The sequence below is a fragment of the Georgenia sp. 311 genome (assembly GCF_006151955.1).
Classification (GTDB): domain Bacteria; phylum Actinomycetota; class Actinomycetes; order Actinomycetales; family Actinomycetaceae; genus Oceanitalea; species Oceanitalea wutianyii.
The window spans coordinates 48972-72747 of the sequence record NZ_VDFS01000059.1; the positions used below are offsets into that span (position 1 = coordinate 48972).

A 23776-nucleotide genomic window follows, 5' to 3' on the forward strand; every position below is an offset into this window, starting at 1 on the left:
GGCTGGCGGCGACCGCGAGGTTGGCGATGCCGCCGGGCAGGGAGCCCATGCCGCTGGCCCACACCTCCGTGCCGGGGCGCGGCACGGACGGGAGCCCGGAGAAGACGATGTCGAGGAAGAGCGGCCCGGAGAGGAAGACGTCGAGGACGTCGACCTCCGGCTGCTGGGCAGCGGCCTCCTGGACCGGAGCCTCCTGGACACCCGGCTCGTGGGTCACACCGTGCTCCTCTCGGTCGCGGACGGCTCCGTCCGCGGGCATGCTGCGCGATCCATGTTCTGACATTCTATGCACACTAGTGCCCGGTCCTGCGCGGTTCTGATAGCGTCGCTGGCGTGTTGACGACGACCCGGCGGGACGCGATCCTCGCCGAGCTGCGCGACCACGGCGAGGTCGCCGTCGCACATCTTGCCGAACGTTTCGGGGTCAGCACCTCGACCATCCGCCGCGACCTCGACCTCCTCAGCCGCCAGGGCCGCCTCCAGCGGGTCCGCGGCGGCGGCGCCGTCGAGCCGGACGCCCGCCCCTTCGAGCTCGTCGCCGGTGACCGCACCGCGGGCCGCGAGCGCCTCGGCGCCCTCGCGGCGCGGCTCGTCGCCGACAACGACGTCGTCGTCCTCGACATCGGCACGACCGTCGCGCAGGTCGCCCGCCACCTGCGCGGGCGGCGGGTCACCGTCGTCACCGCCTCGCTCGCCGTCGTCGACGTCCTGCGCGACGACCCCGTCGTCGAGCTCGTCGTCCTCGGCGGCGTGCTGCGCCGCTCCTACCTCTCCCTCGTCGGCGCCCTGCCCGAGCAGGCGCTCAGCCAGATCACCGCCGACGTCGCCTTCCTCGGCACGAGCGGCGTGCGCGACGACGGCGCCGTCCTCGACTCCACGAGCATCGAGGTGCCGGTCAAGCGCGCGATCGTCGCCGCGTCCGAGCGCCGCGTCCTCGTCGCCGACGACGACAAGTTCCCCGGCTCCGGGCTGCTCGCCGCCTTCGGCCCGGAGGACGTCGACACCCTCGTCACCAGTCCCGAGTCGAGCTCACCCGGGCTCGACGTCCTGAGATCCCGCGGCACGGAGGTCATCACCGAGTGAAGCTCACCGTCATCGGGGGAGGCGGTTTCCGCGTCCCCCAGATCTTCCAGGCGCTCTCGGCCGGCGACGCGCGGCTGCGCGTCGAGGAGCTGTGGCTCCACGACGTCTCCGCCGAACGGCTCGACGTCATCGGCCGCGTCCTGGAGCAGCTGGCCGGCGAGCTCCCCCGACCGCCCCGGGTGCACACGACCACCGACCTCGACGCCGCGCTGCGCGACGCCGACTTCGTCTTCTCCGCGATCCGCGTCGGCGGGTCGGCGGGGCGGATCACCGACGAGCGCACCGCGCTACGCCTCGGCGTGCTCGGGCAGGAGACCGTCGGGCCCGGCGGCCTGGCCTACGCGCTGCGCACCGTGCCCCACGCGCTGCGGCTCGCCGAGCGCATCGCCGCGCAGGCGCCGCGGGCCTGGACGATCAACTTCACCAACCCGGCGGGCATCCTCACCGAGGCGATGCGCACCGTGCTCGGCGAGCGTGTCGTGAGCATCTGCGACACCCCCATCGGGCTCATGCGCCGCGCCGCCACCGGCGTCGGGCGCGACCCGCGCACCGTGGACTTCGACTACGTCGGTCTCAACCACCTCGGCTGGCTGCGCACGCTCGTCGTCGACGGACGCGACGTCCTGCCCGAGCTCCTCGCCTCCGACGAGCGGCTCGACGCCATCGAGGAGGCGCGCCTCTTCGGCTTCGAGTGGGTGCGCGCGCTCGGCGCGATCCCCAACGAGTACCTCTTCTACTACTACCTCCACCGCGAGGCGATGGCCCGCCTCACCGGCGACGAGCCCACCCGCGGGGAGTACCTCGACGCCCAGCAGTCCCGCTTCTACGCTCGGGCCGCCGCCGCCCCCGAGCATGCCCTCGAGCTGTGGGACGCCACCCGCCACGAGCGCGAGTCGACGTACATGAACGAGTCGCGCCCGCCGCAGGAGCGCCACGGCCGGCGCGCCGAGGACGTCGAGGGCGGCGGGTACCAGGAGGTCGCGCTCGACCTCATGACCGCGCTGGCCACCGGCGAGGCCGCGACGATGATCCTCGGCGTCGGCAACGACGCGCGCGGCGACGGCAGCCTCCTCGTCCCCCAGCTCACCCCCGGCGCCGTCGTCGAGGTGCCGTGCACGGTGGACCGCGATGGCGTGCACCCCCGCGCCATCGCCCCGCTCGACGGCGAGATGGCCGGGCTCATCACGACCGTCAAGGCGAGCGAGCAGCTCGTCCTCGCGGCGCTGGAGCAGGGGTCGCGCGAGCTCGCCTGGCGGGCGTTCGCCAACCACCCGCTCGTCGACTCGATCGCCGTCGCCCGGCAGCTGGTCGAGGACTACTGCGCCGCCATGCCCGACGTCGCCGCCCGCCTCCACTGACCCGCCCACCCGCCGAGCGCGATCGAGCGTCCGACCGCGGGCGGGGACTTACCCAACTAGCCCTCTGGGACGCCCCTCAGCACCCCCGGACACCCCGCGCACGAGGCGGCCGGCCCACAAAAGGGCGTCCCAGAGGACAGACGGGGTGAGGGGCCACCGGCGTCCGGCGGAGCGCTGCGCTGCCGCGATCCCCTCTGGGACACCCTTCCGCGTCCCAGAACGGCGTTGCACAGGGCGTCCCGGGGGCACGAGGGGCGTCCCAGAGGGGGCGGGGGTTACGGCGCCGGGGTTCCCGACGTCGTCGTCCGCCCGCGCTCGACGGAGCGGGAGAGCCACAGGGAGGCGAGGAGCGCGGCGCCCCACAGGAGGAACAGCGGGTCCCACAACCAGGCGTGGCCGACCATCGCGGCGCGGTCGTAGCTGCCGGGCTCGGCCGTCAGCAGCACCGCGTTGCTCACGACGACGTTGACCCCGCCGTAGACGACGAGCCCTGCTCCGCCCGCCCAGCACAGTGCGCGCCACACGCGCGCCGGGCGCAGCCGGCCGCGCTCGACGGCCACGGGCACGAGCGCCGCCACAGCCTTCGCCAACGCGATGCCGGCCAGCCCCCAGGCCGCGGCGACCGGTTGCGAGCTGCGGAGGTCGACCGCCCACTGCCCCACGGTGTCCAGGAGCCACTCCCCGCCGGCCGCCCAGTAGGCGCTGGCAGCGGCGTGGACGAGCCCGACGGCGCACGCAACCCACAACCACGCGCGCGCCGTCCGGTCGGATGAGGACACGGCACGAGCCTGCCCCGCGCGCCCGCCACGCGCCAGGCCTGCGCGCAGGATCCAGCGCTCGGCGTGGGGGCGACGGAGGGCGGCACAGGCGCTCATGCGCACCCGCGCGTCGTTCGCGAGGACTGACCACGATATGAGACGCTTGTCGGGAAGCTGACGGCACCGGCGTCTCAGTGATGGCGGCACCGTCGACGTCTCCGGCCTGTCCGGCCGGGTCACCGAAGGGAAGTGGTACCACCATGCACACAACCATGCTCGGCGAGGACTTCGCACGGAGCATGAACGTCCCGCTGGCCGACTTCGTCTACCTCCAGCGACAGCCGGCCAGCCTCCCGCGACGTCGCGGCCGCAGGCTCCACCGCCTGCTCCGGGTCCGCACCGGGGGCCCGCACAGCGCGAGGCGCGAGGCAGCCCTCCGCACTCGCTGACCGTTCAGGGCCAGGCGCCGGCGGAAGGCCTCCGGCGCCCGGCCCCTCACCGTCCTCCCCGAGCGACAGTGACCATCTCCCACGGGCGACGTCGGACTCCTCCACGAGCGACCCGGAACGGGACGAAAAAGGCATGACACTCCCGGCGACCTGCTGCCACGCTTCTCGAATGGCCGTCCCACAGACGCACTAGCAGACCCCGTCGCCGCAGGGATCACGACGACGAGGTCACGATCCCAGCGTCCCCCAGCGGAGCCATGCCGTCAGCCCGACGGCCCACACATCCACACCTTTCAGGGGAGAGTCATGTCGTCCATCATGCTCGGCGACCTGTCTGCCAGCAGCATGGGAATGTCGTTGGCGGACTACGTCCACCTCCAGCGCCGCCCGGCCACCCGCGTCCTGCGGGCCCGTCACGGACGCTGGGCGGGAGTCGCTCCGCGCGCGGCCGTCCGCAACGTGTCACTGCCGCGCGAATGAGGCCCCGCGCCCACCAAGGCCCGGCACGCTGAGGCGTGCCGGGCCCTTCGTCTGTCCCCGCCCCCTCCCCCGCACCTTCTCCCCGCCGAGCGCTGGATCGGGCGCGTGAGTGTGCAGGATCCAGCGCTCGACGCGGGAGGGGGCGTGCGAGATCCAGCGCTCGACGCGGGAGGGCAGGGGGGTCAGGAGGGTGAGGGGGGTTCGGACGGGGGCGGGAGGGCGGCGGTGAGGCGGCGGGCGAAGCGGGCGAGGAGGTCGGTGACCTCGGGGGTCGCGGACACGGTCCACGCGACGTCGAGCGGGATCCAGCCCGGGCCGTAGAGGAGGTCGGCCAGCGAGGGGCCGCCGACCGGCCAGTCGCTGCCGCCGCTGTCGTTCGCCGTCGCGCCCCTCGCCCACACCCCGAAGGCGCGGCGCGTCTCCTCGAGCGGTTGGTCGAGGTGAATCACAGCCTCGAGCGGATAGCTCGCCTCGGTGTCGGAGACGAAGACCATCTCGGTGGCGTCCTCCACGGGGAGCTCACGGGCTGTGAACCTGGCCCCCGTGCGCAGCAGGCGGGACATGCGGTCCAGCCGGAAGGTGCGCCAACCGGCGCGGTCGACGTCCCAGCACACGAGGTACCAGCGCGGGCCGTTGGACACGAGGGTGTGGGGCTCCACGTTCCGCGTGCTCTCGACGTCGAGCCCCGAGACGTAGGCGAAGCGCACCCGCTCGTGGTCGCGGCACGCGAGGGCGAGCTCGGCGATGAGGTCCGGGTCCACGCTCATCCCCCGGCCCCCGGCAGCGACCGCGTACTCCTGGAGCGCGGAGACCCGGCGACGCAGGTGGGCCGGCAGCATCTGCTCGAGCTTGACGAGCGCGCTCAGCGCCGTGTGCTCCCCCAGGCCCTGGACCGCCGCGACGCGCAGGCCGACGGCGATCGCCACGGCCTCGTCGTCGTCGAGCAGGAGCGGGGGCAGCCGGGTGCCCGCGGCGAGCTGGTACCCGCCGTCGACCCCGGGCCGGGCGTGGACCTCGTAGCCGAGCTCGCGGAGCCGGTCGATGTCGCGGCGCAGCGTGCGGTCGCTGACGCCGAGGCGTTCGCGCAGCTCCCTGCCCGGCCAGGACCGGTGGGTCTGGAGGAGGGACAGCAGGCGCAGCGCCCTCGTCGTCGGATCGGACATGCCACGCAAACTACGCCGAGATGCGGCCAGGATCTGTCCGCATCGGTTCCTAGGGTCCCTCCCATGACTCCGATCATCAGCACACGGGGACTCACCAAGACCTTCCGCCGCAAGGGCGGCGAGGAGGTCGTCGCGGTCAGCGACCTCACCATGGACATCGACGCCGGCTCGCTCACGGCCTTCCTCGGCCCCAACGGCGCCGGCAAGTCGACCTCCCTGCGCATGCTCACCACCCTCCTGCCCCCGACGAGCGGGGAGGCGACCGTCTGCGGGCACGACATCGCCCGCGCGCCCGGCGCGGTGCGGCGGTCCATCGGCTACATCGGGCAGAAGAACGGGGCGGGCCAGTACTACCGGCTGCGCGACGAGCTCGTCTCCCAGGGCGCCTTCTACGGCCTGGGCCGCGTCGAACGACGCCGGCGCGCGGACGAGCTCATCGAGATCCTCGACCTCGGGGAGCTCACCGGCCGCACGACCATGACCCTGTCCGGTGGACAGCGGCGGCGCGTGGACATCGCCCTCGGCCTCGTCCCCGCCCCGCAGCTCCTCTTCCTCGACGAGCCGTCCACCGGCCTGGACCCGCAGTCCCGCGCCCACCTGTGGGACCACATCCTCACCCTGCGCGAGCGGTACGGGATGACGCTCCTGCTCACCACCCACTACCTCGACGAGGCGGACCGCTTCGCCGAACGCGTCATGGTGGTCGACAACGGCCGCCTCATCGCCGACGACACCGCCGCCCGGCTCAAGGCCGACCTCGCCGGGGACCGGGTCGTCCTCGTCCTCACCGGCGACTCCCCCGACGACGGCGTGCTCGGCATCGTGCGCCGCGTCTCCGCCCGCCCCGACGACGTCGAGCACGCCCTCGTCGCGGAGACGGACGGGACGGCGGTTCGCTACTCCGTCGTCGTCGACCACGGGGACCGGGTGCTGCCCGGCCTGCTCGCCGCGCTCGCCGCCGACGGGCACGACGTCCGGGCCGCCGAGCTCCACCAGCCCACGCTCGACGACGTCTTCCTCGGGCTCACCGGCCGCAGCCTGCGCGAGGAGCAGGCGACCGCCACCGGCGACCCCACCCCGTCCCCCGCCCTCACCGGAGGTGTGGCATGAGCACCACGAGCATCGTCCGCGACACCGGCAACGTCCTCGTCCGCGAGCTGTGGCCGGTCCTGCGCGACCCGTTCAGCGTGATCTTCTCCCTGCTCCAGCCGCTCGTCTTCCTCGCCTTCTTCGGCCCGCTCCTCTCCGGGACGACCGGCCTCCCGCTCGCCGAGTCCTTCCAGTGGTTCGTGCCGGGCATCATCGTCATGAGCACCCTGTTCGGCACGGCGATGGCCGGCTCCAACCTCCTGTTCGAGCTCCAGTCCGGCTCCCACGAGAGGATGCTCGTCACGCCGGTGGCCCGCCCCGCGTTCATGGTCGGCCGCGCGCTGAAGGAGATGGTGCCGCTGTCCGTCCAGGCGGTGATCATCACGCTCGTCGCCGCCGCGTTCGGATTCCGGCCCAACGTGCCCGGGATGGCGCTCGGGCTCGTGCTGCTCGCCGTGCTCGGGATCGGGCTCGGCGCCCTGAGCTACTCACTCGGGATCGCCGCGCGCGAGCGGGACTGGATGTTCTGGGCGGTCCAGCAGGCGCTGATCTTCCCGCTCATGATCCTGTCGGGGATGCTCCTGCCGATGGAGTCCGCGCCACGGTGGATGCAGGTGCTCGGCCAGGTGAACCCGCTCACCTACGTCGTCGGGGCGGAGCGGGCGCTGTTCAACGGGCAGCTCGGGGAGCCGGCCGTGTGGCAGGGCGCGCTGGCCGCCGTCGTCCTCGCGGCGCTCGGGCTCACGCTGGGCATCCGGATGATCCGCCGGAGCATCTGAGTGTCGGCGGGCGCGGTTACCGTAGTGAGGTGCAGCTGAACGAGAGCGACGCCCGGGCCCTGGTCCGGCTCTCGCTCCCCTCCGACGTCGCGCTGCGCAGGCTGGTCGACCCCGGCACGGTCGGCCGCGGCCTGGAGTACGCGCGGCGCGGCATGGTCCAGCGGATGCACGTCGACCCCGACCAGCGCGCCCTGTTCGCCACCGTGCGCGGCAGCGGCCCGCTGCCCTACCAGACCTTCGTCCTCGTCACCGGCGAGGAGCAGGTCCAGCTCCACTGCACCTGCCCCGTCCGCCTCGACTGCAAGCACGCGGTCGCCACCGTCGTCGCGGCCCGCGAGGCCGCCGGCGGCGGGGGCACCGCGGACTGGGAGCGGGCCCTCACCGGCGCCGTCGGCGACGCCGAGGAGGAGACCGGCGAGCCGCTCGGGCTGCAGCTCGAGAAGGTCGTCGGCAAGGGGTCCGCGGCGGGCGGGAACCGCACCGCCGCGCGGGTCCGGCTCGTCCCGGTCGTCCGGGGCGTGCGGGACACGTGGGTGCGCACCGGCGTCACGTGGGCCAACGTCCGCTGGTCGTGGGGCCGCTTCGCCCCGGCGCACGTCGAGGCGCTGCGCGCGCTCGTCGCCTCCCACCCCACCTACGCCAAGCACGTCTACCTCGACGAGCTCGGCTCGGCGGTGTGGGCGCTGCTGCGCCAGGCCGTCGAGGCCGGGATCGCCCTCGTCCCCCACCGCGGGATCGGCGGGGAGGTGCACCTCAGCACCACCCCCGCCGAGATCACCCTCGACGTCGCCGCCCACCCTGTCCTCGACGGTGTGCGCGTGTCCCCCACGGTCACCGTCGGCGGGCGCACGGTCGGCGCGCACGCCGTCGCGTTCGTCGGCCACCCGGTCCACGGCGTCGCGGTGCACGACGACGGCCTGCTCCTCGCCCCGCTCGCGCGCCCGCTGCCCGCCGGGGCCTCCGAGCTCGTCACCGGCGCGCCGCTCCACATCCCGCACGACGGCGTCGAGCGCTTCCGCCGCGACTACTACCCGCGGCTGCGGCGACTGCTGCCGGTGCGTTCCTCCGACGGCGCCGTCGACCTGCCCGACGTCCTCGCCCCGGTGCTCGCCCTGGACCTCACCCACGAGCCGGGGTTCGTCGTCCGGCTCGCCTGGTCCTTCCGCTACCGCACCGCCGAGGGCAGCACCGACGTCCCCGTCGGCACCCCGGTCGAGGTCGACGCCGTGCCCGCCGGCTGGGTGCGCGACGTGCCGCGCGAGACGCGCCTGCTCGAGGAGCTCGTCCTGCCGGCTGGGTACCCGCAGCTGGGCGCCACCCCGCCCGCCCGCGGCCCGGTCCCCTCCGCCGAGCTCGCCGGCGTCGCCGCGGCGCGCTTCACCACCGACGGCCTGGCGCTGCTGCGGGCCGAGAACCCCGCCCTCGTCGTCGAGGTCCACGGCGACGTGCCGGACTACCGGCGGACCGACGTCGCCCCCACGATCCGCCTGGCCGCCACCGACGCCCCCGGCGGTGACTGGTTCGACCTCGAGGTGGCCGTCGAGGTCGACGGCGAGCCCGTACCCTTCGGCCACCTGTTCCGCGCGCTCGCCACCGGTGAGGCCTTCCTCTTCCTGCCCTCCGGCGTCTACGTCAGCCTCGACCGGCCCGAGCTCGACCAGCTCCGCGCGCTCATCACCGAGGCCGGCGGTCTGCACGACGAGGAGTCCGGCACGCTGCGGGTCACCGCCTACCAGGCCGACCTGTGGGAGGAGCTGCGCACCCTCGGTGTGGTCGACGCGCAGAGCGAGCGCTGGCGCCGCACGGTCGAGGCGCTCGTCTCCGGCCCGCCGCCCGGGGAGGTCCCCGTGCCCGCCGGCCTGCGCGCGGAGCTGCGGTCCTACCAGCGCGAGGGGTTCGAGTGGCTCGCCACCCTGTGGGACGCCGGGCTCGGCGGGATCCTCGCCGACGACATGGGCCTGGGCAAGACCCTGCAGACCCTCGCCGTCGTCCAGCGGGCCAAGGAGACCGGCCGGCTCACCGCCCCGGTCCTCGTCGTCGCGCCCACGTCCGTCGTCGGCGGCTGGGCGGGCGAGGCGGCCCGGTTCACCCCCGACCTGGTCGTGCGCACCGTCGAGCAGACGGCGAAGAAGGCCGGGGTGCCGCTCGCGGACCACGTGGCCGGGGCCGACGTCGTCGTCACGTCCTACGCGCTGCTGCGGATCGACTTCGCCTCCTACGACGCGCTCGACTGGTCCGCGCTCGTCCTCGACGAGGCCCAGTTCGTCAAGAACCACCAGGCCAAGACGCACGTGGCCGCACGGCGGCTCGACGCCCCGGTCAAGCTCGCGATCTCCGGCACACCGCTGGAGAACAGCCTCATGGACCTGTGGGCGCTGCTCTCCGTCACGGCGCCGGGCCTGTTCCCCGACCCGCGGGTCTTCGCCGAGCAGTACCGGGTGCCGATCGAGCGGGACAAGGACGACGCCGCGCTCGACCGGCTGCGCCGCCGCACCCGTCCCTTCGTCCGGCGGCGCACGAAGGAGGAGGTCGCCACCGAGCTGCCGCCCAAGCAGGAGCAGGTGCTCACCGTCCCGCTCACCCCGCGGCACCGCAAGATCTACGACACCCACCTCGCCCGCGAGCGCCGCAAGATCCTCGGGCTGGTCGAGGACCTCGACAAGAACCGGTTCACCATCTTCCGGTCCCTCACGCTGCTGCGCCGGCTCGCGCTCGCCCCCGGACTCGTCGACCCGGAGTACGAGGCGGTGGGCTCGAGCAAGGCCGAGGCGTTCCTCGAGCTGCTCGACGAGGTGGTCGCCGAGGGGCACCGCGCGCTCGTGTTCAGCCAGTTCACCGGCTACCTCGCGCTCGTGCGCGAGCGGCTCGAGCAGCAGGGCGTGGACTACTGCTACCTCGACGGGAGCACGCAGCACCGCGCCGCCCGGGTACGGGAGTTCAAGGAGGGGCAGGCGCCCGTCTTCCTCATCAGCCTCAAGGCGGGCGGGTTCGGGCTCAACCTCACCGAGGCCGACTACTGCTTCATGCTCGACCCGTGGTGGAACCCGGCGGTCGAGGCGCAGGCGATCGACCGCACGCACCGCATCGGCCAGGACCGCGCCGTCATGGTCTACCGGATGGTGGCCGAGGGGACGATCGAGGAGAAGGTCATGGCCCTCGCCGACCGCAAGCGCGAGCTGTTCGACCGGGTGCTCGCCGGGGGCGGCGCCGCGACGTCCGCGCCGCTGAGCGCGGAGGACATCCGCGAGCTGCTCACCGACTGACCGGCCGGCCTGATGACCGGCGTGGTCAGGCGAGGTCGGCGGAGTGGAGCCGCGGCGGGATGTGGGCGCCGTGACCGGCGGCGTGCAGCTGCTCGCGGACCTTCTCGGCGGCGGCGTCGAGCTCCTCGGCCGGCACGTCGGTGCGCGCGGGGTCGAAGCGCAGCGAGGACTCGTCCCACGCGGGCAGGACGTGCAGGTGCAGGTGGGGCACCTCGAAGCCGGCGACGAGCAGCGCGGCCCGCGGCGCGCCCCACGCCGCCTGCTGCGCCCGGCCGATCGCCTTGGCGACGGCGGTGAGGTGGGCGAGCAGCTCGTCCGAGGCCTCGGTGAGCTGCTCCACCTCCGCCCGCGGGACGACGAGCATGTGCCCGTCGGTGATGGGCGCGATGGTCGAGAAGGCGACGCACTCGTCGTCCGCCCAGACGAACCGGCCCGGGATCTCCCCGGCGATGATCTTGGTGAAGACGGTGCTCATGACGCCCAGGGTAGCCACGTACGATGCTGGGCGACACGGAGGGACGGCATGCCACCACAGGACCAGCAGGTCTCGACGCGGACCGCGGCGGAGGCCTGGGAGGAGCTGTTCCGGGCGCAGGTGACGCTCATGCGCCGCTTCGAGGCCGGCGACGACTTCGCCCCGCTCACCTCCCGCGAGTACGACGTGCTGTTCCAGCTCAGCCGCGGTGAGGGCAGCGCCATGCGGATGCGTGAGCTCACCGAGCTCATCCTCCTGTCGCAGCCGAGCCTGTCGCGGATGGTCGACCGCCTGAGCGCGCGGGGACTCGTCGAGCGCCGCGCGGCGCCCGACGACGGCCGCGGCGTCGTCGTCGCCCTCACCGAGGAGGGTGCGCGGCTGCAGCGGGAGATCGGGCGCGCCCACGTCCGCTCGATCCGCCGGTACGTCGGCGGCGCGCTCGACGAGGACGAGCTGCGCACCCTGCAGCACCTCGCCCACAAGCTCCGCACCGCCCAGCGCACCCTGTAACCGGGCGCCCCGCACTCCCCCCTCCCAACCCCCCTCTGGGACGCCCCTTGCGTCCCGGGGACGCCCGGTGCGACGCCGCGGACGGACGCGAAAGGGTGTCCCAGAGGCAGGAGCGGGTGCGGCTCCAGGGTCCGCCGGTCGGCCCGCGACCCGCCGGCCCTCTCGGTCCTCCCTGTCGACGTCGTCCTCTGGGACGCCCTTTTGCGGGCTCCGGGCCTCGTGCACGGGGTGTCCGCGGGCGCTGAGGGGTGTCCCAGAGGGGGTGGGGCGCCGCCGTCGACGTCGTCCTCTGGGACGCCCTTTTGCGGGCTCCGGGCCTCGCGCACGGGGTGTCCGCGGGCGCTGAGGGGTGTCCCAGAGATCTCGGGGGTTAGCGGGTGATCCAGACGGCGGCGACGGCGGGGTCGCCGAGCTCGACCCGGGCGGGCTGCGTCTCCCCGGGCTGGGTGACGGCGAAGAGCGTGGTGCCGACGTACGGGCGGGTCTCGAGGACCTCGACGTGGGCGTCGAGGTTCATCCCGACGTCGGCGAGGTGGCGCAGCACCTGCGGCTCCGCGTCGGAGATCCGCACGATGCGACCACCCTCGCCGGCGGGTGCCTCGCCCAGCGGCCGGGTGGGCGGCAGGGAGACCTCGCCGGACGCGCTGGGGATCGGGTCGCCGTGCGGGTCGCGGACGGGGTGCCCGAGCAGCGCGTCGACCCGCTCGATGAGCAGGTCCGACACGGCGTGCTCGAGGACCTCGGCCTCGTCGTGCACCTCGTCCCACTCATACCCCAGGTGCTCGACGAGGAGCGTCTCGATGAGGCGGTGCCGGCGGACCATCGCCAGCGCCGCCTCTCGCCCGCGGCCGGTGAGCGAGATGCCGCCGTAGCGCTCGTGGTGGACCAGGCCCTCGTCGGCCAGGCGCCGGACGGTCTCCGAGGCGGTCGACGGCGAGACACCCATCCGGGCGGCGAGCGCGCTCACGCTCGTCGCCGGACCGCCCCACTCGACGGCGGCGTAGATGGCCTTGAGGTAGTCCTGGGAGACGTTCGAGGTGGGCAGCCGGGTGCCCGCGTCGCCGGTCACAGGATCAGCATCCACTGGTCCCAGAAGACGATCCCGATGAGGAGGAGGACGACGGCGTACCAGACGCCGATGACCAGGCCGCGGTCCTGCACGAGGAAGCGGCGCAGGCCCTCCGGGGCGGGCAGGTGGCCCGCCTGGAAGCCGCGCGCCAGGACGTTGACGACGATCGGGATCGTCACCGTCCAGACGACGAGGCAGTAGGGGCACAGGGCGTGCAGCTCGGTGAACGCCTGGTACTGGAACCAGGTGATCCACACGCCGGCGAGCACCGAGCCCACCATGAGCGCCGCCCAGTAGAACCGGGGCAGGCGTCCGCCACCGAGGAGGATGAGCCCGGTGGCGGTGAGGACGGTGAAGGCCATCGTCCCGAGGATCGCGTTCGGCGGGCCGAGCACCGAGGCCTGCCAGGACAGGACGAACTTGCCGCAGCCGATGATCGGGTTGATGTCGCAGGCGAGCGCGGCGCCGGGGTCCCGCAGGAGGGTCTGCTGGGACAGGATGAGCATGACCGAGGCCCACGCGCCGAGCGCGCCGCCGACGGTGAGCAGCCAGCCGAGGCCACGGGGTGCGCCCCCGGCGAGCTGGTGCTCGGTCGGCCGGGTGCGGTCGAGCCGCGCGAGCGCCTCCTCCTCGGCGAGGAGCTCGTCGTCGTCGAGGTCGTCCCCGCCGCTCGTCACCGGCTGCGTGCTCATCTGCGCTCCGTTCCCGTCGGGTCCTCGGTGGATACCCGGGCCCCAGTATCCCCGCCCGTCGCCGCCGCGTCAGCAGCCACCGGGAAGCGGTACCAGCGGCCGAGCTCGACGCCGCCCTCGGTGTCGATGCTGATGACGCGGTAGTCCAGCGGTCGTCCGCTCGCGGCGTCCACCCGCAGCACCGTCATCTCGGCGGTGCCGTTGAGCGGGCCGATGGTCGTGCCCCCGGAGGCGCCCGCGGAGCTCGCGCTCACGTACCGCGTGCCGGCGCCGTGGACCTCCGGGCCCTGCCGCCGGTGCCAGTGCCCGGACAGCGCGAGCTGCGCGCAGCCGTCGTCCAGCGAGGGCAACGCGGCGCGCGGGTTGTGGACGAGCAGGAGGTCGACGCCGCCCGTGTCGCACGCGGTCCGGGCGAGCCGGTCGGCCATCTCGGTGACGCTCTCCTCGCGCTCGGGCTGGGTGCCCTCGCCGATCGAGGTGAGGGTCGGGTCGGTGTCGCCGAGCAGGCTCACCCCCGCGACGTCGACGACGTCCCCGCCGAGCACGGTGTACCCGGCGGAGCGCATCTGCTCGGCCGTCGTCACCGAGTCGTGGTTGCCGGTGGACACGACGATCGGCGCCTCCTCCAGGACGGCGTCGGCGAAGGCGTTGACGCAGTAGGACTCCACCGACGTCCCGCTCATCACGGTGTCCCCGGTGTCGAGCACGGCCTGGGCGCCGCTGAGCCGGACCGCGGCCGCGATGACCGACGCCATCCCGACGTTGCAGTGGAGGTCGCTCACCTGGAGGAAGGTCACCGGCTCCACCCGGGCGGGGGTGGCGGTCGGATCCGGGGTCGGCGAGGGCCTCGCGTCGGACTCGTCCATGGGGACGACGGTGGCCTCGTCCGTGGCAGTGGCGGTGGGCGCGGCGGTGGCGCCGTCCTGCGGCTCGGCGGCCGAGGGCCCGTCCACGGGCTCCTCGCCGTCGGTCGCGGGCTCGCCGTCCGCCGCGCCGGCGGGGGCCGGGTCGAGGATCGGGATGCCGGGCGGGCGCACCGGCGCCCGGTCCGCGGCGTAGGCCGCCTCGAGGTTGGCGGTGACCGTGTCGTAGAACGCCTCGTTCTCCTCGTAGGCGTCGACGAGGTAGCCGCCGTAGGTGTCGAGGAGCTGGGCGATGCGCCCGGTCATCCGCAGGTCCTCCATCGGTGTCCCGGCCAGCGCGCGGATCGTCGTGCCCTCGGCCGGGCGGTCGGTGATCGCGCGGACGGTCGGCACCGCCGCGAGCGTGAGGACGAGGACGCCGGCCAGCGGCACGACGCCCGGGCGCCGCGCCGCGATGGCGAGGTCCTTGCGCAGCAGGCCGCCGGAGGCGAGCCGCCCGCCGGCGATGACGACGAGGAGGACCGTCCACGCGAGCACGGTGCGGCCCACGGCGTCGCGCACGAGCGCGTGGGCGGCGTCGGCGACGACGGCGTTCGGGTGGGAGACCACCTGGGCGTAGGCGGACAGGTCGCCGGCCAGGCCGGTCACCGGGTTGGCGGGGACGGCGGCGAGCTCGGCGGGGATCTCCTGGACGACCACCTCCACCCCGAGGGGCCAGGGCAGCGGGGAGTCCAGGTGGACCGACCCGAGCGGCCCGAGGTCGAGGGCGACCTCGTCCTGCGTCGTGATCTCCCAGTGCGCCGCGTGCGGGCCCAGGGAGGAGTCGGCGGAGGCGGTGAGGACGCCGAACGCCGCGGCGGCGACGAACGTCACGACGAGCGCGAGGCTCGTGCGGATGACGCGTCGCGTCGTCGTGGTCTGGCGGTGCCACCAGGGCCACCGGCGGCCGTCGGCCCGCGTCTCGTCGTCGTGCTCCATCGCCGCCATTGTCTCCCCAGCCGGCAGTTCGCGTGACGGCGGCCTCAGGATGTGGTTGTTTTGCTGCCGGACACGCGAGCGCAGGGAGCGAGCATGGGTGACGAGATCTCCGGGACGACCTTCACCCGGTCGGACCACGCCCTGTACCGGGCGAAGATCCGCCGCTGCCTCGACACGCTCGAGGCGATGCTCGACGCGAAGGTCTTCCTCGAGGACGAGTGGCGCACCGGGCTGGAGATCGAGCTCAACCTCATCGACTCCGAGATGCGCCCGTTCTACGGCAACACCGAGGTCCTCGACCGCATCTCCGACCCGCTCTACCAGACCGAGCTCGGCAAGTTCACCATCGAGCTCAACGTCGAGCCGCGGCAGATCGGCGGGCAGTCCCTCGCCCAGCTGGAGAGCGCGCTGCGCCGCAACCTCAACCGCGCCCGGGACCGGGCCGGGGACGCGGGCGCCGACCTCGTCATGGTCGGGATCCTGCCCACCCTGCCCGCCCCGCCCGCGGGCCGCGCCTGGTTCACCGACAGCGACCGGTACCGCGCGCTGGACGAGTCGATCATGAGCGCGCGCCGCGAGGACATCACGCTGCGCATCAGCGGCAAGGAGCCGCTCTCGCTCACCCTCGACTCCATCGTCGCGGAGGCCGCGTGCACCTCCACCCAGTTCCACCTCCAGGTCTCCCCCGACCGGTACGCCGCCTACTGGAACGCCGCCCAGCTCATCGCCGGCCCGCAGCTCGCGCTCGGCGCGAACTCCCCGTTCCTCTTCGGCCACCACCTCCAGGCCGAGACCCGCGTGGAGACCTTCCTCCAGTCGACCGACACCCGCTCGGTCGAGCTGCGCAACCAGGGCGTCCGCCCCCGCGTCTTCTTCGGCGACCGCTGGATCACGTCCATCTTCGACCTCTTCGAGGAGAACGTGCGCTACTTCCCCGCGCTGCTCCCGGTGAGCAGCGACGAGGACCCGGCCGAGGTGCTCGCCGCGGGCGGCACGCCGTCGCTGGCCGAGCTGCGGCTGCACAACGGGACCATCTACCGCTGGAACCGGCCGGTCTACGACGTGCAGGACGGGCGTCCCCACCTGCGCGTGGAGAACCGGGTGCTGCCCGCCGGGCCGAGCGTCGTCGACACCCTCGCCAACGCGGCGTTCTTCTACGGGGTCGTCGTCGAGCTCGTGGCCGACGAGCGTCCGCTGTGGTCGCGCATGTCCTTCGACGCCGCCCGGGAGAACTTCCGCGCCGCGGCCCGCGACGGCATCCACGCCCGGCTCTACTGGCCCGAGCTCGGGGAGGTCGGGGCCGACGAGGTCGTCCTCGGGACGCTGCTGCCGATCGCCGCCGCCGGCCTCGAGCGTCTCGGCGTGGGCGGCGAGCTCGCCGGGCGGGCGCTGGACATCATCGAGGCGCGGGCCAGGTTGCGTCGCAACGGCGCGACCTGGCAGGTGGCCGCGGTCCAGGGCCACGAGGCGCGCGGGCACGACCGCAAGGAGTCCCTGCACCTCATGCTGCGGGACTACGTGCAGGTGATGCACGGCAACGAGCCCGTGCACACCTGGCCCGTCCCCTAGCGAGGGAGGGCAGAGCGGCGGCACCCCCGCCCGGGCGCCGCCGCGGCTCAGCCCTCGAGCGACTCGAGGAAGGCGTGCAGCTCGTCGTAGGCGCCGAGCAGGCGCGTGGCCCGTCCGCGCAGACCCGCGTAGACCTCGCGGGCGTCCGCCGGGACCTCGATCGGGTCGGCGACGTCCCCGGCCGGGCTGAGCAGCTCCAGGCCGGCCGCGAGGGACTCGACCTGGCCGGTCGCGTGGAGGGCGAGGATCGCCGAGCCGAGCGCCGAGCCCTCGGCGTCGTCGGTCGGCACGAGCGGGCGCCCGATGGTCGCGGCCATGATCTGGCGCCACAGCGGGGCACGGAACACCCCGCCCGTGCAGCGGACCTCGGTCACCGGCGTGACGTCGTCGAGGACGTCGACGATGCTCGCCATCTGGAGGGCCACGCCCTCGATCGCGGCGCGGATGAAGTGCCCGCGGCCGTGCGCGTGGCGCACGCCGAGGAAGGCGCCGGTGAGGTCCGGGTCCCACAGCGGTGCCCGCTCGCCGAGGAGGTAGGGCAGCATGACGAGCCCGTCGCTGCCGCAGGCGACGGCCTCGGCCATCGCGAGCACCTGGCTGTCGCGCTCCGGGCCGGCCGGGATGTCCGGGGCGTAGACGTCGCCCGCCCAGCGGGCCACCACTCCCCCGTTGCTGATCGCCGCGCCGACCACCCAGGCGTCCTCGGTGAGGGCGTAGCAGAACAGCCGCCCGCCGGGGTCGAGCCGCGGCTCGGGCACGATCGTGCGCACCGCGCCGCTCGTGCCCATCGACAGCCCGGCGACGCCCGGGGCGATCGCCCCGGTGCCGAGGTTGCCGAGCGGCCCGTCGGTCGCGCCGACGTTCACCGGCACCCCGGCGGGCAGTCCGACGCGCGCGCCGGCCGCCGCGGACAGCTCGAGCAGCGCCGTCGTCGGCAGCACGTCGGGAAGCTGCTCCCGGCGCACGCCCGCGAGCTCGAGGGAGGAGGGGGCCCACGTGCGGGTGGCGAGGTCGAGCAGCCCGGACGCCGACGCGGTCGACAGCTCGGTGACCAACCGGCCGGTGAGGTGGAGCAGGACGAGGTCCTTGAGCCCCACCCAGTGGCGCGCCCGGGCGGCGGTCGCAGGGTCGTGGCGGGTGAACCACCGGAGCTTGACGAGGGGGCTCATCGGGTGGACGGGCGTGCCCGAACGGTGGAGCAGCTCGGTGGCCCTGCCCTCGGCGCGCAGCGCCGCCGCCTCGGCGTGGGCACGCGTGTCGGCCCACGTGACGATGTCGGTGACCGGCACCAGGTCCTCGTCGAGGCCGAGCAGGCCGTGCATGGCCGACCCCACCCCGATGACGTCGACCTGCCGGCCCGCGCACGCGGCGACGACCTCGGCCAGCGCGCCGTCGACGGCGTCGAGCACCATCCGCGGGCTCTGCACCTGGTGGCGCGGCTGCGGCTCGGACAGGCGGTACTCGCGGAACGCCGCGGTGCGCCGGCCCGTCGCCGGGTCGACGGCGATGACCTTCGTCGTCGTCGTCCCGACGTCCACCCCGATGACGATCCCCACGTCAGCTGCCGGACTCGAAGGCGCGCAGTCGCGCGAGGACGGCGTCGCGCAGCTCGGTGTCACCGGCGAGCTCGGGGGCGAGCTCGCCGAGCACGCGCGTCACTGCCTGCTCGTCCTCGCCCGCGGCGAGCCCGGTCCAGCGCTCCGCCTCGACGTCGTTGACCGGCACGCCCGCGCCGCGCAGGTGCGCGACCCACGCCGCGACGGCGACGACGGCGCCCTCGGGCATCCGGCCCGCGCCACGCTCGGTGCGCAGCACCGGCACGTGCCGCACGGGCAGCTTCTGCGAGCCGTCGGCCGCGATCCGACCCAGGATGTCGCGCATCCGCGGGTTGGCGAACCGCTCGGTGAGGGCGGCGCGGTAGGCCGTGACGTCCTCCTGCGGCACGGTGAGCGTGGGCGTCGCGTCGTCCCACAGCCGCTCGACCCAGGCGCGCAGCTGCGGGTCGGCGAAGGCCTCGTCGACGGTCTCGTGACCGAGGATCGGGCCGGCGTAGGCCATGAGCGAGTGGGCGCCGTTGAGCAGGAGGAGCTTGCGCCGCTCGTAGGGCTCGACGTCGTCCACGAGGGTGACGCCGGCCGTCTCCCACCGGGGCCGCCCGCCGGGGAACGCCCCGGCGATGACCCACTCGGCGAACGGCTCGGTGGGCACCGGGGACACGTCCTCGACGCCGAGCGCACGCTCGACGTCGGCGGCGACCTCCGGCCCCGCGGCCGGGGTGATCCGGTCGACCATCGAGCTCGCGAAGTCGACGTTCTCCTCGATCCACGGGACGAGCGCCTCGTCGACGGCCGCGCCGAGGTCGCGCACGACCCGGGCGACGACCTCCCCGTTGCCGGGCAGGTTGTCGCACGGCAGGATCGTGATCGGGCCGGCGTCGGCGGCCTGGCGCGCCATGAGCCCGGCGACGAGCTTTGCGGGCACGGTGCTCACCGGGGCGACGGGGTCCTGGCGCAGCGTCTCGACGTCCGCGGCGACGTCCGGCGCCTCGAGGTCGAGGCCACCGCCCGGGCCGCGGCGGTAGCCCGCCTCGGTCACCGTGCTCGTGACGACGACGACGGCCGGGTCACGCAGGTACTCCAGCCAGGCCACGTGGTCGGCGGCCGCGTGGACCGCGCTCACCGAGGTGACGACCTCGAGGTCGTCCCCCTCGGGACGGCGCACGACGAGCGTGTACAGCCCGTCCTGCGGCGCGAGCGCCCGGGCGGCGTCGGGCCGGCGGCCGGTGAACGCCGCGATCCCCCACTCCGCGCCGTCCTCGGCGTGCATCGTGTACCACGCCTGGTGCGCGCGGAAGAAGTTCCCCAGGCCCAGGTGGGCGATGCGCACGGGCGCGGTGGGCTGGTCGGGGCGGCGGCTGAGTCTCACAGCTTGAACACCTTCTGGGGGATCGTCGTCACGAGGTCGTGTGCGGTGGCCAGCGCCTCGTCCTCGGTGAGCCGGTGCTCGGAGACGAGCTCGGCGAGGTAGGCGGCGTCGAGCCGGCGGGACATGTCGTGACGCGTCGGGATGGACAGGAACGCGCGGGTGTCGTCGATGAAGCCGGAGGTCCGGTAGAAGCCTGCGGTCTCGGTGACGGCCCCACGGAAGCGACGGATCGCCTCGGGCGCGTCGATGAACCACCACGGCACCCCGACGTGCATCGACCGGTAGAAACCGGCCATCGGCGCGAGCTCGCGGGAGTAGACGTCCTCGTCGATCGTGAAGACGACGAGGTTGAGGTTCGGGTGGTTGCCGTAGCGCGTGAGCAGCGGCTGCAGCGCCTTGGTGAACTCGACCTTGACCGGGATGTCCGACCCGGCGTCGGGACCGAACCGGGTGAAGTTGTCGGTGTCGTGGTTGCGGTACACGGCCGGGTGCAGCGTCATGACGAGGCCGTCCTCGGTCGCCATGCGCGCCGTCTCGCTCATCATGTGGCGGTGGAAGGCGCGCCCCTCCTCGACGGTGGCCTCCCCGCGCAGAGCTGCGGCGTAGATCCGCCGTGCCTCGTCCTCGCTCAGCGGCTCGGTGCCGGCGTCGAGGTGGGAGTGGTCGGAGGAGACGGCGCCGTGCTCCTTGAAGTACCGGCGGCGGTTCTCGATCGCGGCGATGTAGCCGGCGTAGTCGCCGGTGTCGACGCCGGAGACCTCACCGAGCCGGCGGGCGAGGTCGGCCCAGCCCGGGCGGGCGAGCTCGAGGAAGCGGTCGGGACGGAAGGTGGGGATGACCCGGCCGGTGAAGGTCGGGTCCTGGGCCAGCGCCTTGTGCCCGGCGAGGTCGTCCAGCGGGTCGTCGGTGGTGGCGAGGACCGAGATGTTGAAGCGCTCGAACAGGGCCCGCGGGCGGAACTGCGGGGTCGCGATGGCGGCGGCGATCTGGTCGTAGATCGCGTCGGCGGTGCGCGCGCTCGGCACCTGGGTGATCCCGAAGACCTCGGCGAAGGTCGTGTCGAACCAGTACTTCACCGGGGTGCCGCGGAAGAGGTGGTAGTTCTCGCACAGGATGCGCCACGCCTTGCGGGCCGCCGCCTCGTCGAGCTGGACCGGACCGTCGGGGCCGCGGCCGAGGTCGCTGAGCTCGGCGCCGTTCGCGTGGAGCATGCGCAGCACGTAGTGGTCCGGCGACAGGAGCAGCGACACCGGGTCGCTGAACGGCTGGTCGTCGACGAGCCACTGCGGGGGCACGTGGCTGTGCGGGGAGATGATCGGCAGGTCCTTGGTCGCCTCGTAGATCCGGCGGGCGACGTCCCGCACGTCGGGCTGCGCGGGCAGGAGCCGGTCGGGGTGCACGGTGAGCAGGTCCCGCGTGTCAACGGTCATGGGCGCCATCGTGACGGCGCCCCCGGCCCGCAGCAGCGAGGTTGCCAAGCCTTGCCACCAGTTGCCGGACCTTGCCACGCCTTCTGACTCGCAGGCTGTCGCGGCGCTAACGTCGTCGCCATGACGTGGTTCAAGGAGGAGGCCCGCTTCATCTCGCGGCCCCAGATCGAGACGATGTGCGACCGGATGCTCGACGAGGCGAAGGAGCGGCTCGGCATCGCCGAGTACCGGCGCGTCCTGCTCCTGCCACCGGACCTCACCCGTGCCCACTCGGGCACCGGCTGGATGACCGAGTACCTGTACAACCGGCTCGACGGCATGGGCGCCGAGGTCCACGTCATCCCCACCCTCGGCCAGCACGTCCCGCACACCCGCGAGGACAACGAGTGGATGTTCGGATCGATCCCCGAGGAGCGCATCCACGCCCACGACTGGAAGAACGGGGTGACGAACGTCGGCACCGTGCCCGCGGAGTACGTGCGCGAGCGCACCGGCGGCGTCGTCGACTGGGAGATGCCGGTCGACCTCAACACGATGCTCGTCACCGAGCAGTGGGACCTCATCATCAACGTCGGGCACGTCGTGCCCCACGAGGTGCTCGGGTTCGCCAACCACAACAAGAACTACTTCATCGGGCTCGGCGGCAAGCGGCTGCTCGGCGCCGCGCACATGGCCTCGGCCGTCTACGGCATCGAGAACAACCTCGGCAACCTCCTCACCCCGGTCCGGGCGTGCTTCAACTACGCCGAGGAGCACTTCCTCGGCGACCTGCCCGACGTCTACCTCCAGGTCGTCATGGACTACGACGACGACGGCAGGCTCGCCCACACCGGCGTGTTCGTCGGTGACGACGTCGAGACCTACTACGACGCCGCCCGCGCCTCCCGCGCGCAGAACTTCACCCTGTTCGACGAGCCGGTGCGCAAGGTCGTCGCCGTCATGCAGGCCGACGAGTTCCGCGCGACGTGGGTGGCGAACAAGGCCGTCTACCGCACCCGCATGGCGATCGCCGACGGCGGTGAGCTGCTCGTCATCGCGCCTGGTGTCGAGCGGTTCGGCGAGCAGCCGGAGGTCGACGAGCTCATCCGCAAGTACGGGTACATCTCGCAGGCCGAGGTCATCGACCTGTACAAGACCCAGGCTGACATGCAGGACATCCCGCACGGCACCGCCCACCTCGTCCACGGCTCCGCAGAGGGCCGGTTCACGATCACCTACGCGCCGGGCCACCTGGGCAAGGAGGAGATCGAGTCGGTGGGCTACCGGTACATGGACGTCGAGGAGGCGCTGCGGCGCTACGACCCCGCCGTCATGAAGGACGGGTGGAACACCATGCCCGACGGCGAGGAGGTCTTCTACATCTCCACGCCCTCCGCCGGCCTGTGGTCCACCCGCGAGAAGCTCGAGAACCGCGACACCGAGCTCCACACCGCCTGACGAGTCACAGCTCGGCCTCGGTCATGACTGCACTCCGTCGTCGTCGGGTCAGCCCGCCCCCACCAGGGCCGGGCTCGACGACGCCGGCCCCTGCCGCGCGCCGCCGTCCGCCGGCCGGTGGCCCGTGTCTCGATCGTGACCTGGCAACACATGGCAACCCGTGCGGCTTTTCGCGCGGCCGGTGGCTGAATCAAGTCACAAGCCGGCGCGTCAGCCGCACGGCTCGGCCGCGGGACGGGACTCCACACCGTCCAGCCACCGAGGACGGTGGGACATGCAGCTGGCCCCATAAACCCGCGCACCGCCACCCGGCGGGCACGCAAGAGAACGGACACCACAATGAGGCGGACCAAGACCTTCACGCTCATCTCCACCGTCGCAGCCGCCAGCCTGCTGCTCGCAGCGTGCGGCGGGGACGACACGGACGGCGACGGCGGCGGCGGTGAGGCAGGGGGCAAGTCCATGCGTCTGGCCCTCAACCAGACCGAGGAGCACCCGTCGTACATCGCCCTGGACAACATGGGCACGGCGCTCGAGGAGGCCACCGACGGTCGCTGGAGCATCGACGTCTACCCGAACGAGACCCTCGGGGCGCAGGCCGAGGCCATGCAGCTCGTGGCCGACGGCTCCGTCGAGATGGCCATCGTCTCCGGCCCTCAGCTGGAGAACCTCAACCCCGACTTCGTCGTCTTCAACCTGCCCAAGGTCTTCGACGACGTCGAGCACCAGATGTCGGTCATCCACGACGAGGAGATCACCGGCGACCTGTACTCCTCCCTCGAGGAGTCCAACAACATCACCGTGCTCGGTGGCTTCACCCAGGGCGCCCGCAGCGTCTACACGACCTTCGGTCCGGTCGAGACGCCGGCCGACCTCGCCGGCATGAAGCTGCGCGTCCAGGAGTCCGACCTCCACATCGCGATGGCCGAGGCGCTGGGCGCCTCCGCCACGCCGATGGCCTACGGCGAGCTCTACACCGGCCTGCAGTCCGGGGTCGTCGACGCCGCCGAGAACAACGAGGTCTCCTTCGCCACCCAGCGTCACTACGAGGTCGCCCCCTACTGGTCCCAGACCAACCACCTCGTCGGCCTGGACTACCTCATCATCAACACCGACGTCCTCGCCGAGATGTCCGACGAGGACCGCGCCGCCTTCGACGAGGTGTGGACCGCCGCGTACCAGGAGCACACCGAGCTCTGGACGACGGCCACCGAGGAGGCCATCGCCCAGGCCCAGGCCGGGGGCGCCACCTTCACCGAGGTCGACTCCGCAGCCTTCGACGCCGTCCTCGCGCCGCTGGCCGCCGAGTTCATCACGACCGAGACCCAGCAGGCGCTCTTCGACGCGGCCCGCAACGCAGCTCGCTGACCCGACAGTGGTGGCGGCGGGGCCTCCCCGCCGCCACC

The 23776-nt window shown here is 73.4% G+C and carries 18 protein-coding genes and 1 pseudogene; 9 read left to right on the top strand and 10 right to left on the bottom strand.

What is annotated here, in order from left to right; all coding sequences use genetic code 11:
- Window positions 1-217 (bottom strand): annotated as a pseudogene (locus FHE66_RS12600) (carbohydrate kinase family protein); the annotation flags it as partial.
- 116 nt (window positions 218-333) lie between these two features.
- Here FHE66_RS12600 and FHE66_RS12605 point away from each other — a divergent pair.
- Both FHE66_RS12605 and FHE66_RS12610 read left to right on the top strand, forming a co-directional pair.
- Entirely contained in the window at window positions 334-1083 is a 750-nt protein-coding gene (locus tag FHE66_RS12605) for a DeoR/GlpR family DNA-binding transcription regulator (RefSeq protein WP_139073311.1), read from the top strand.
- The gene (locus tag FHE66_RS12610) at window positions 1080-2441 is read left to right on the top strand and encodes a 6-phospho-beta-glucosidase (RefSeq protein WP_139073313.1); all 1362 of its coding nucleotides are present in this window, start codon (window positions 1080-1082) and stop codon (window positions 2439-2441) included. Before FHE66_RS12605 ends, FHE66_RS12610 begins: the two co-directional genes overlap by 4 nt.
- Window positions 2442-2716: 275 nt before the next feature.
- Here FHE66_RS12610 and FHE66_RS12615 read toward each other — a convergent pair whose 3' ends face one another.
- Complete coding sequence (locus tag FHE66_RS12615) at window positions 2717-3220, bottom strand: DUF3995 domain-containing protein (RefSeq protein ID WP_255303733.1); 504 nt, start codon at window positions 3218-3220, stop codon at window positions 2717-2719.
- Window positions 3221-4310: 1090 nt separating this feature from the next.
- Window positions 4311-5291, bottom strand: a complete 981-nt coding sequence (locus FHE66_RS12620; protein ID WP_139073315.1) for a YafY family protein — start codon at window positions 5289-5291, stop codon at window positions 4311-4313.
- Between the two features lie 63 nt (window positions 5292-5354).
- Between FHE66_RS12620 and FHE66_RS12625 the strand changes: the two genes are divergently transcribed.
- From FHE66_RS12625 to FHE66_RS12635, 3 genes are read left to right on the top strand one after another with little or no spacing between them, the layout of a single operon-like run.
- On the top strand, window positions 5355-6401 hold the full coding sequence (locus tag FHE66_RS12625) for an ABC transporter ATP-binding protein (protein ID WP_218013719.1): 1047 nt from the start codon (window positions 5355-5357) through the stop codon (window positions 6399-6401).
- Complete coding sequence (locus tag FHE66_RS12630) at window positions 6398-7159, top strand: ABC transporter permease (protein WP_139073316.1); 762 nt, start codon at window positions 6398-6400, stop codon at window positions 7157-7159. The genes FHE66_RS12625 and FHE66_RS12630 overlap by 4 nt, the downstream gene beginning before the upstream one ends.
- A gap of 29 nt (window positions 7160-7188) precedes the next feature.
- Complete coding sequence (locus FHE66_RS12635; RefSeq protein WP_218013720.1) at window positions 7189-10422, top strand: DEAD/DEAH box helicase; 3234 nt, start codon at window positions 7189-7191, stop codon at window positions 10420-10422.
- Window positions 10423-10447: 25 nt separating this feature from the next.
- Here the strand turns inward: FHE66_RS12635 and FHE66_RS12640 are convergent, their stop codons facing one another.
- Entirely contained in the window at window positions 10448-10897 is a 450-nt protein-coding gene (locus FHE66_RS12640; RefSeq protein ID WP_139073317.1) for an HIT family protein, read from the bottom strand.
- A 48-nt stretch (window positions 10898-10945) separates the two neighbouring features.
- On the opposite strand from FHE66_RS12640, the gene FHE66_RS12645 reads away from it, so the two are divergent.
- Complete coding sequence (locus FHE66_RS12645; RefSeq protein ID WP_139073318.1) at window positions 10946-11407, top strand: MarR family winged helix-turn-helix transcriptional regulator; 462 nt, start codon at window positions 10946-10948, stop codon at window positions 11405-11407.
- A 370-nt stretch (window positions 11408-11777) separates the two neighbouring features.
- Here the strand turns inward: FHE66_RS12645 and FHE66_RS12650 are convergent, their stop codons facing one another.
- Genes FHE66_RS12650 through FHE66_RS12660 form a run of 3 tightly spaced genes read right to left on the bottom strand, consistent with a single transcriptional unit; the run spans window position 11778 to window position 15009 of the window.
- Complete coding sequence (locus FHE66_RS12650; RefSeq protein WP_176554772.1) at window positions 11778-12476, bottom strand: metal-dependent transcriptional regulator; 699 nt, start codon at window positions 12474-12476, stop codon at window positions 11778-11780.
- Window positions 12473-13168 (bottom strand): vitamin K epoxide reductase family protein, encoded by a 696-nt coding sequence (locus FHE66_RS12655; protein WP_139073319.1) that lies wholly within the window; start codon window positions 13166-13168, stop codon window positions 12473-12475. Before FHE66_RS12655 ends, FHE66_RS12650 begins: the two co-directional genes overlap by 4 nt.
- Entirely contained in the window at window positions 13165-15009 is a 1845-nt protein-coding gene (locus FHE66_RS12660) for a metallophosphoesterase (protein ID WP_139073320.1), read from the bottom strand. Before FHE66_RS12660 ends, FHE66_RS12655 begins: the two co-directional genes overlap by 4 nt.
- Window positions 15010-15102: 93 nt before the next feature.
- On the opposite strand from FHE66_RS12660, the gene FHE66_RS12665 reads away from it, so the two are divergent.
- Entirely contained in the window at window positions 15103-16578 is a 1476-nt protein-coding gene (locus tag FHE66_RS12665) for a glutamate--cysteine ligase (RefSeq protein ID WP_139073321.1), read from the top strand.
- Window positions 16579-16625: 47 nt separating this feature from the next.
- On the opposite strand, the gene FHE66_RS12670 is transcribed toward FHE66_RS12665, so the two are convergent.
- The 3 genes from FHE66_RS12670 to uxaC are packed head-to-tail and all read right to left on the bottom strand — an operon-like array spanning window position 16626 to window position 20933.
- Complete coding sequence (locus tag FHE66_RS12670; RefSeq protein WP_218013721.1) at window positions 16626-18134, bottom strand: gluconokinase; 1509 nt, start codon at window positions 18132-18134, stop codon at window positions 16626-16628.
- A gap of 1 nt (window position 18135) precedes the next feature.
- Entirely contained in the window at window positions 18136-19503 is a 1368-nt protein-coding gene (locus tag FHE66_RS12675) for a mannitol dehydrogenase family protein (protein WP_139073322.1), read from the bottom strand.
- Window positions 19500-20933 (bottom strand): glucuronate isomerase, encoded by a 1434-nt coding sequence (gene uxaC, locus FHE66_RS12680; protein ID WP_139073324.1) that lies wholly within the window; start codon window positions 20931-20933, stop codon window positions 19500-19502. Before uxaC ends, FHE66_RS12675 begins: the two co-directional genes overlap by 4 nt.
- A gap of 120 nt (window positions 20934-21053) precedes the next feature.
- Between uxaC and FHE66_RS12685 the strand changes: the two genes are divergently transcribed.
- The gene (locus tag FHE66_RS12685; protein ID WP_139073326.1) at window positions 21054-22370 is read left to right on the top strand and encodes a lactate racemase domain-containing protein; all 1317 of its coding nucleotides are present in this window, start codon (window positions 21054-21056) and stop codon (window positions 22368-22370) included.
- A 339-nt stretch (window positions 22371-22709) separates the two neighbouring features.
- Complete coding sequence (locus FHE66_RS12690) at window positions 22710-23738, top strand: TRAP transporter substrate-binding protein (RefSeq protein WP_139073327.1); 1029 nt, start codon at window positions 22710-22712, stop codon at window positions 23736-23738.
- The last annotated feature ends 38 nt before the right edge of the window (window positions 23739-23776 follow it).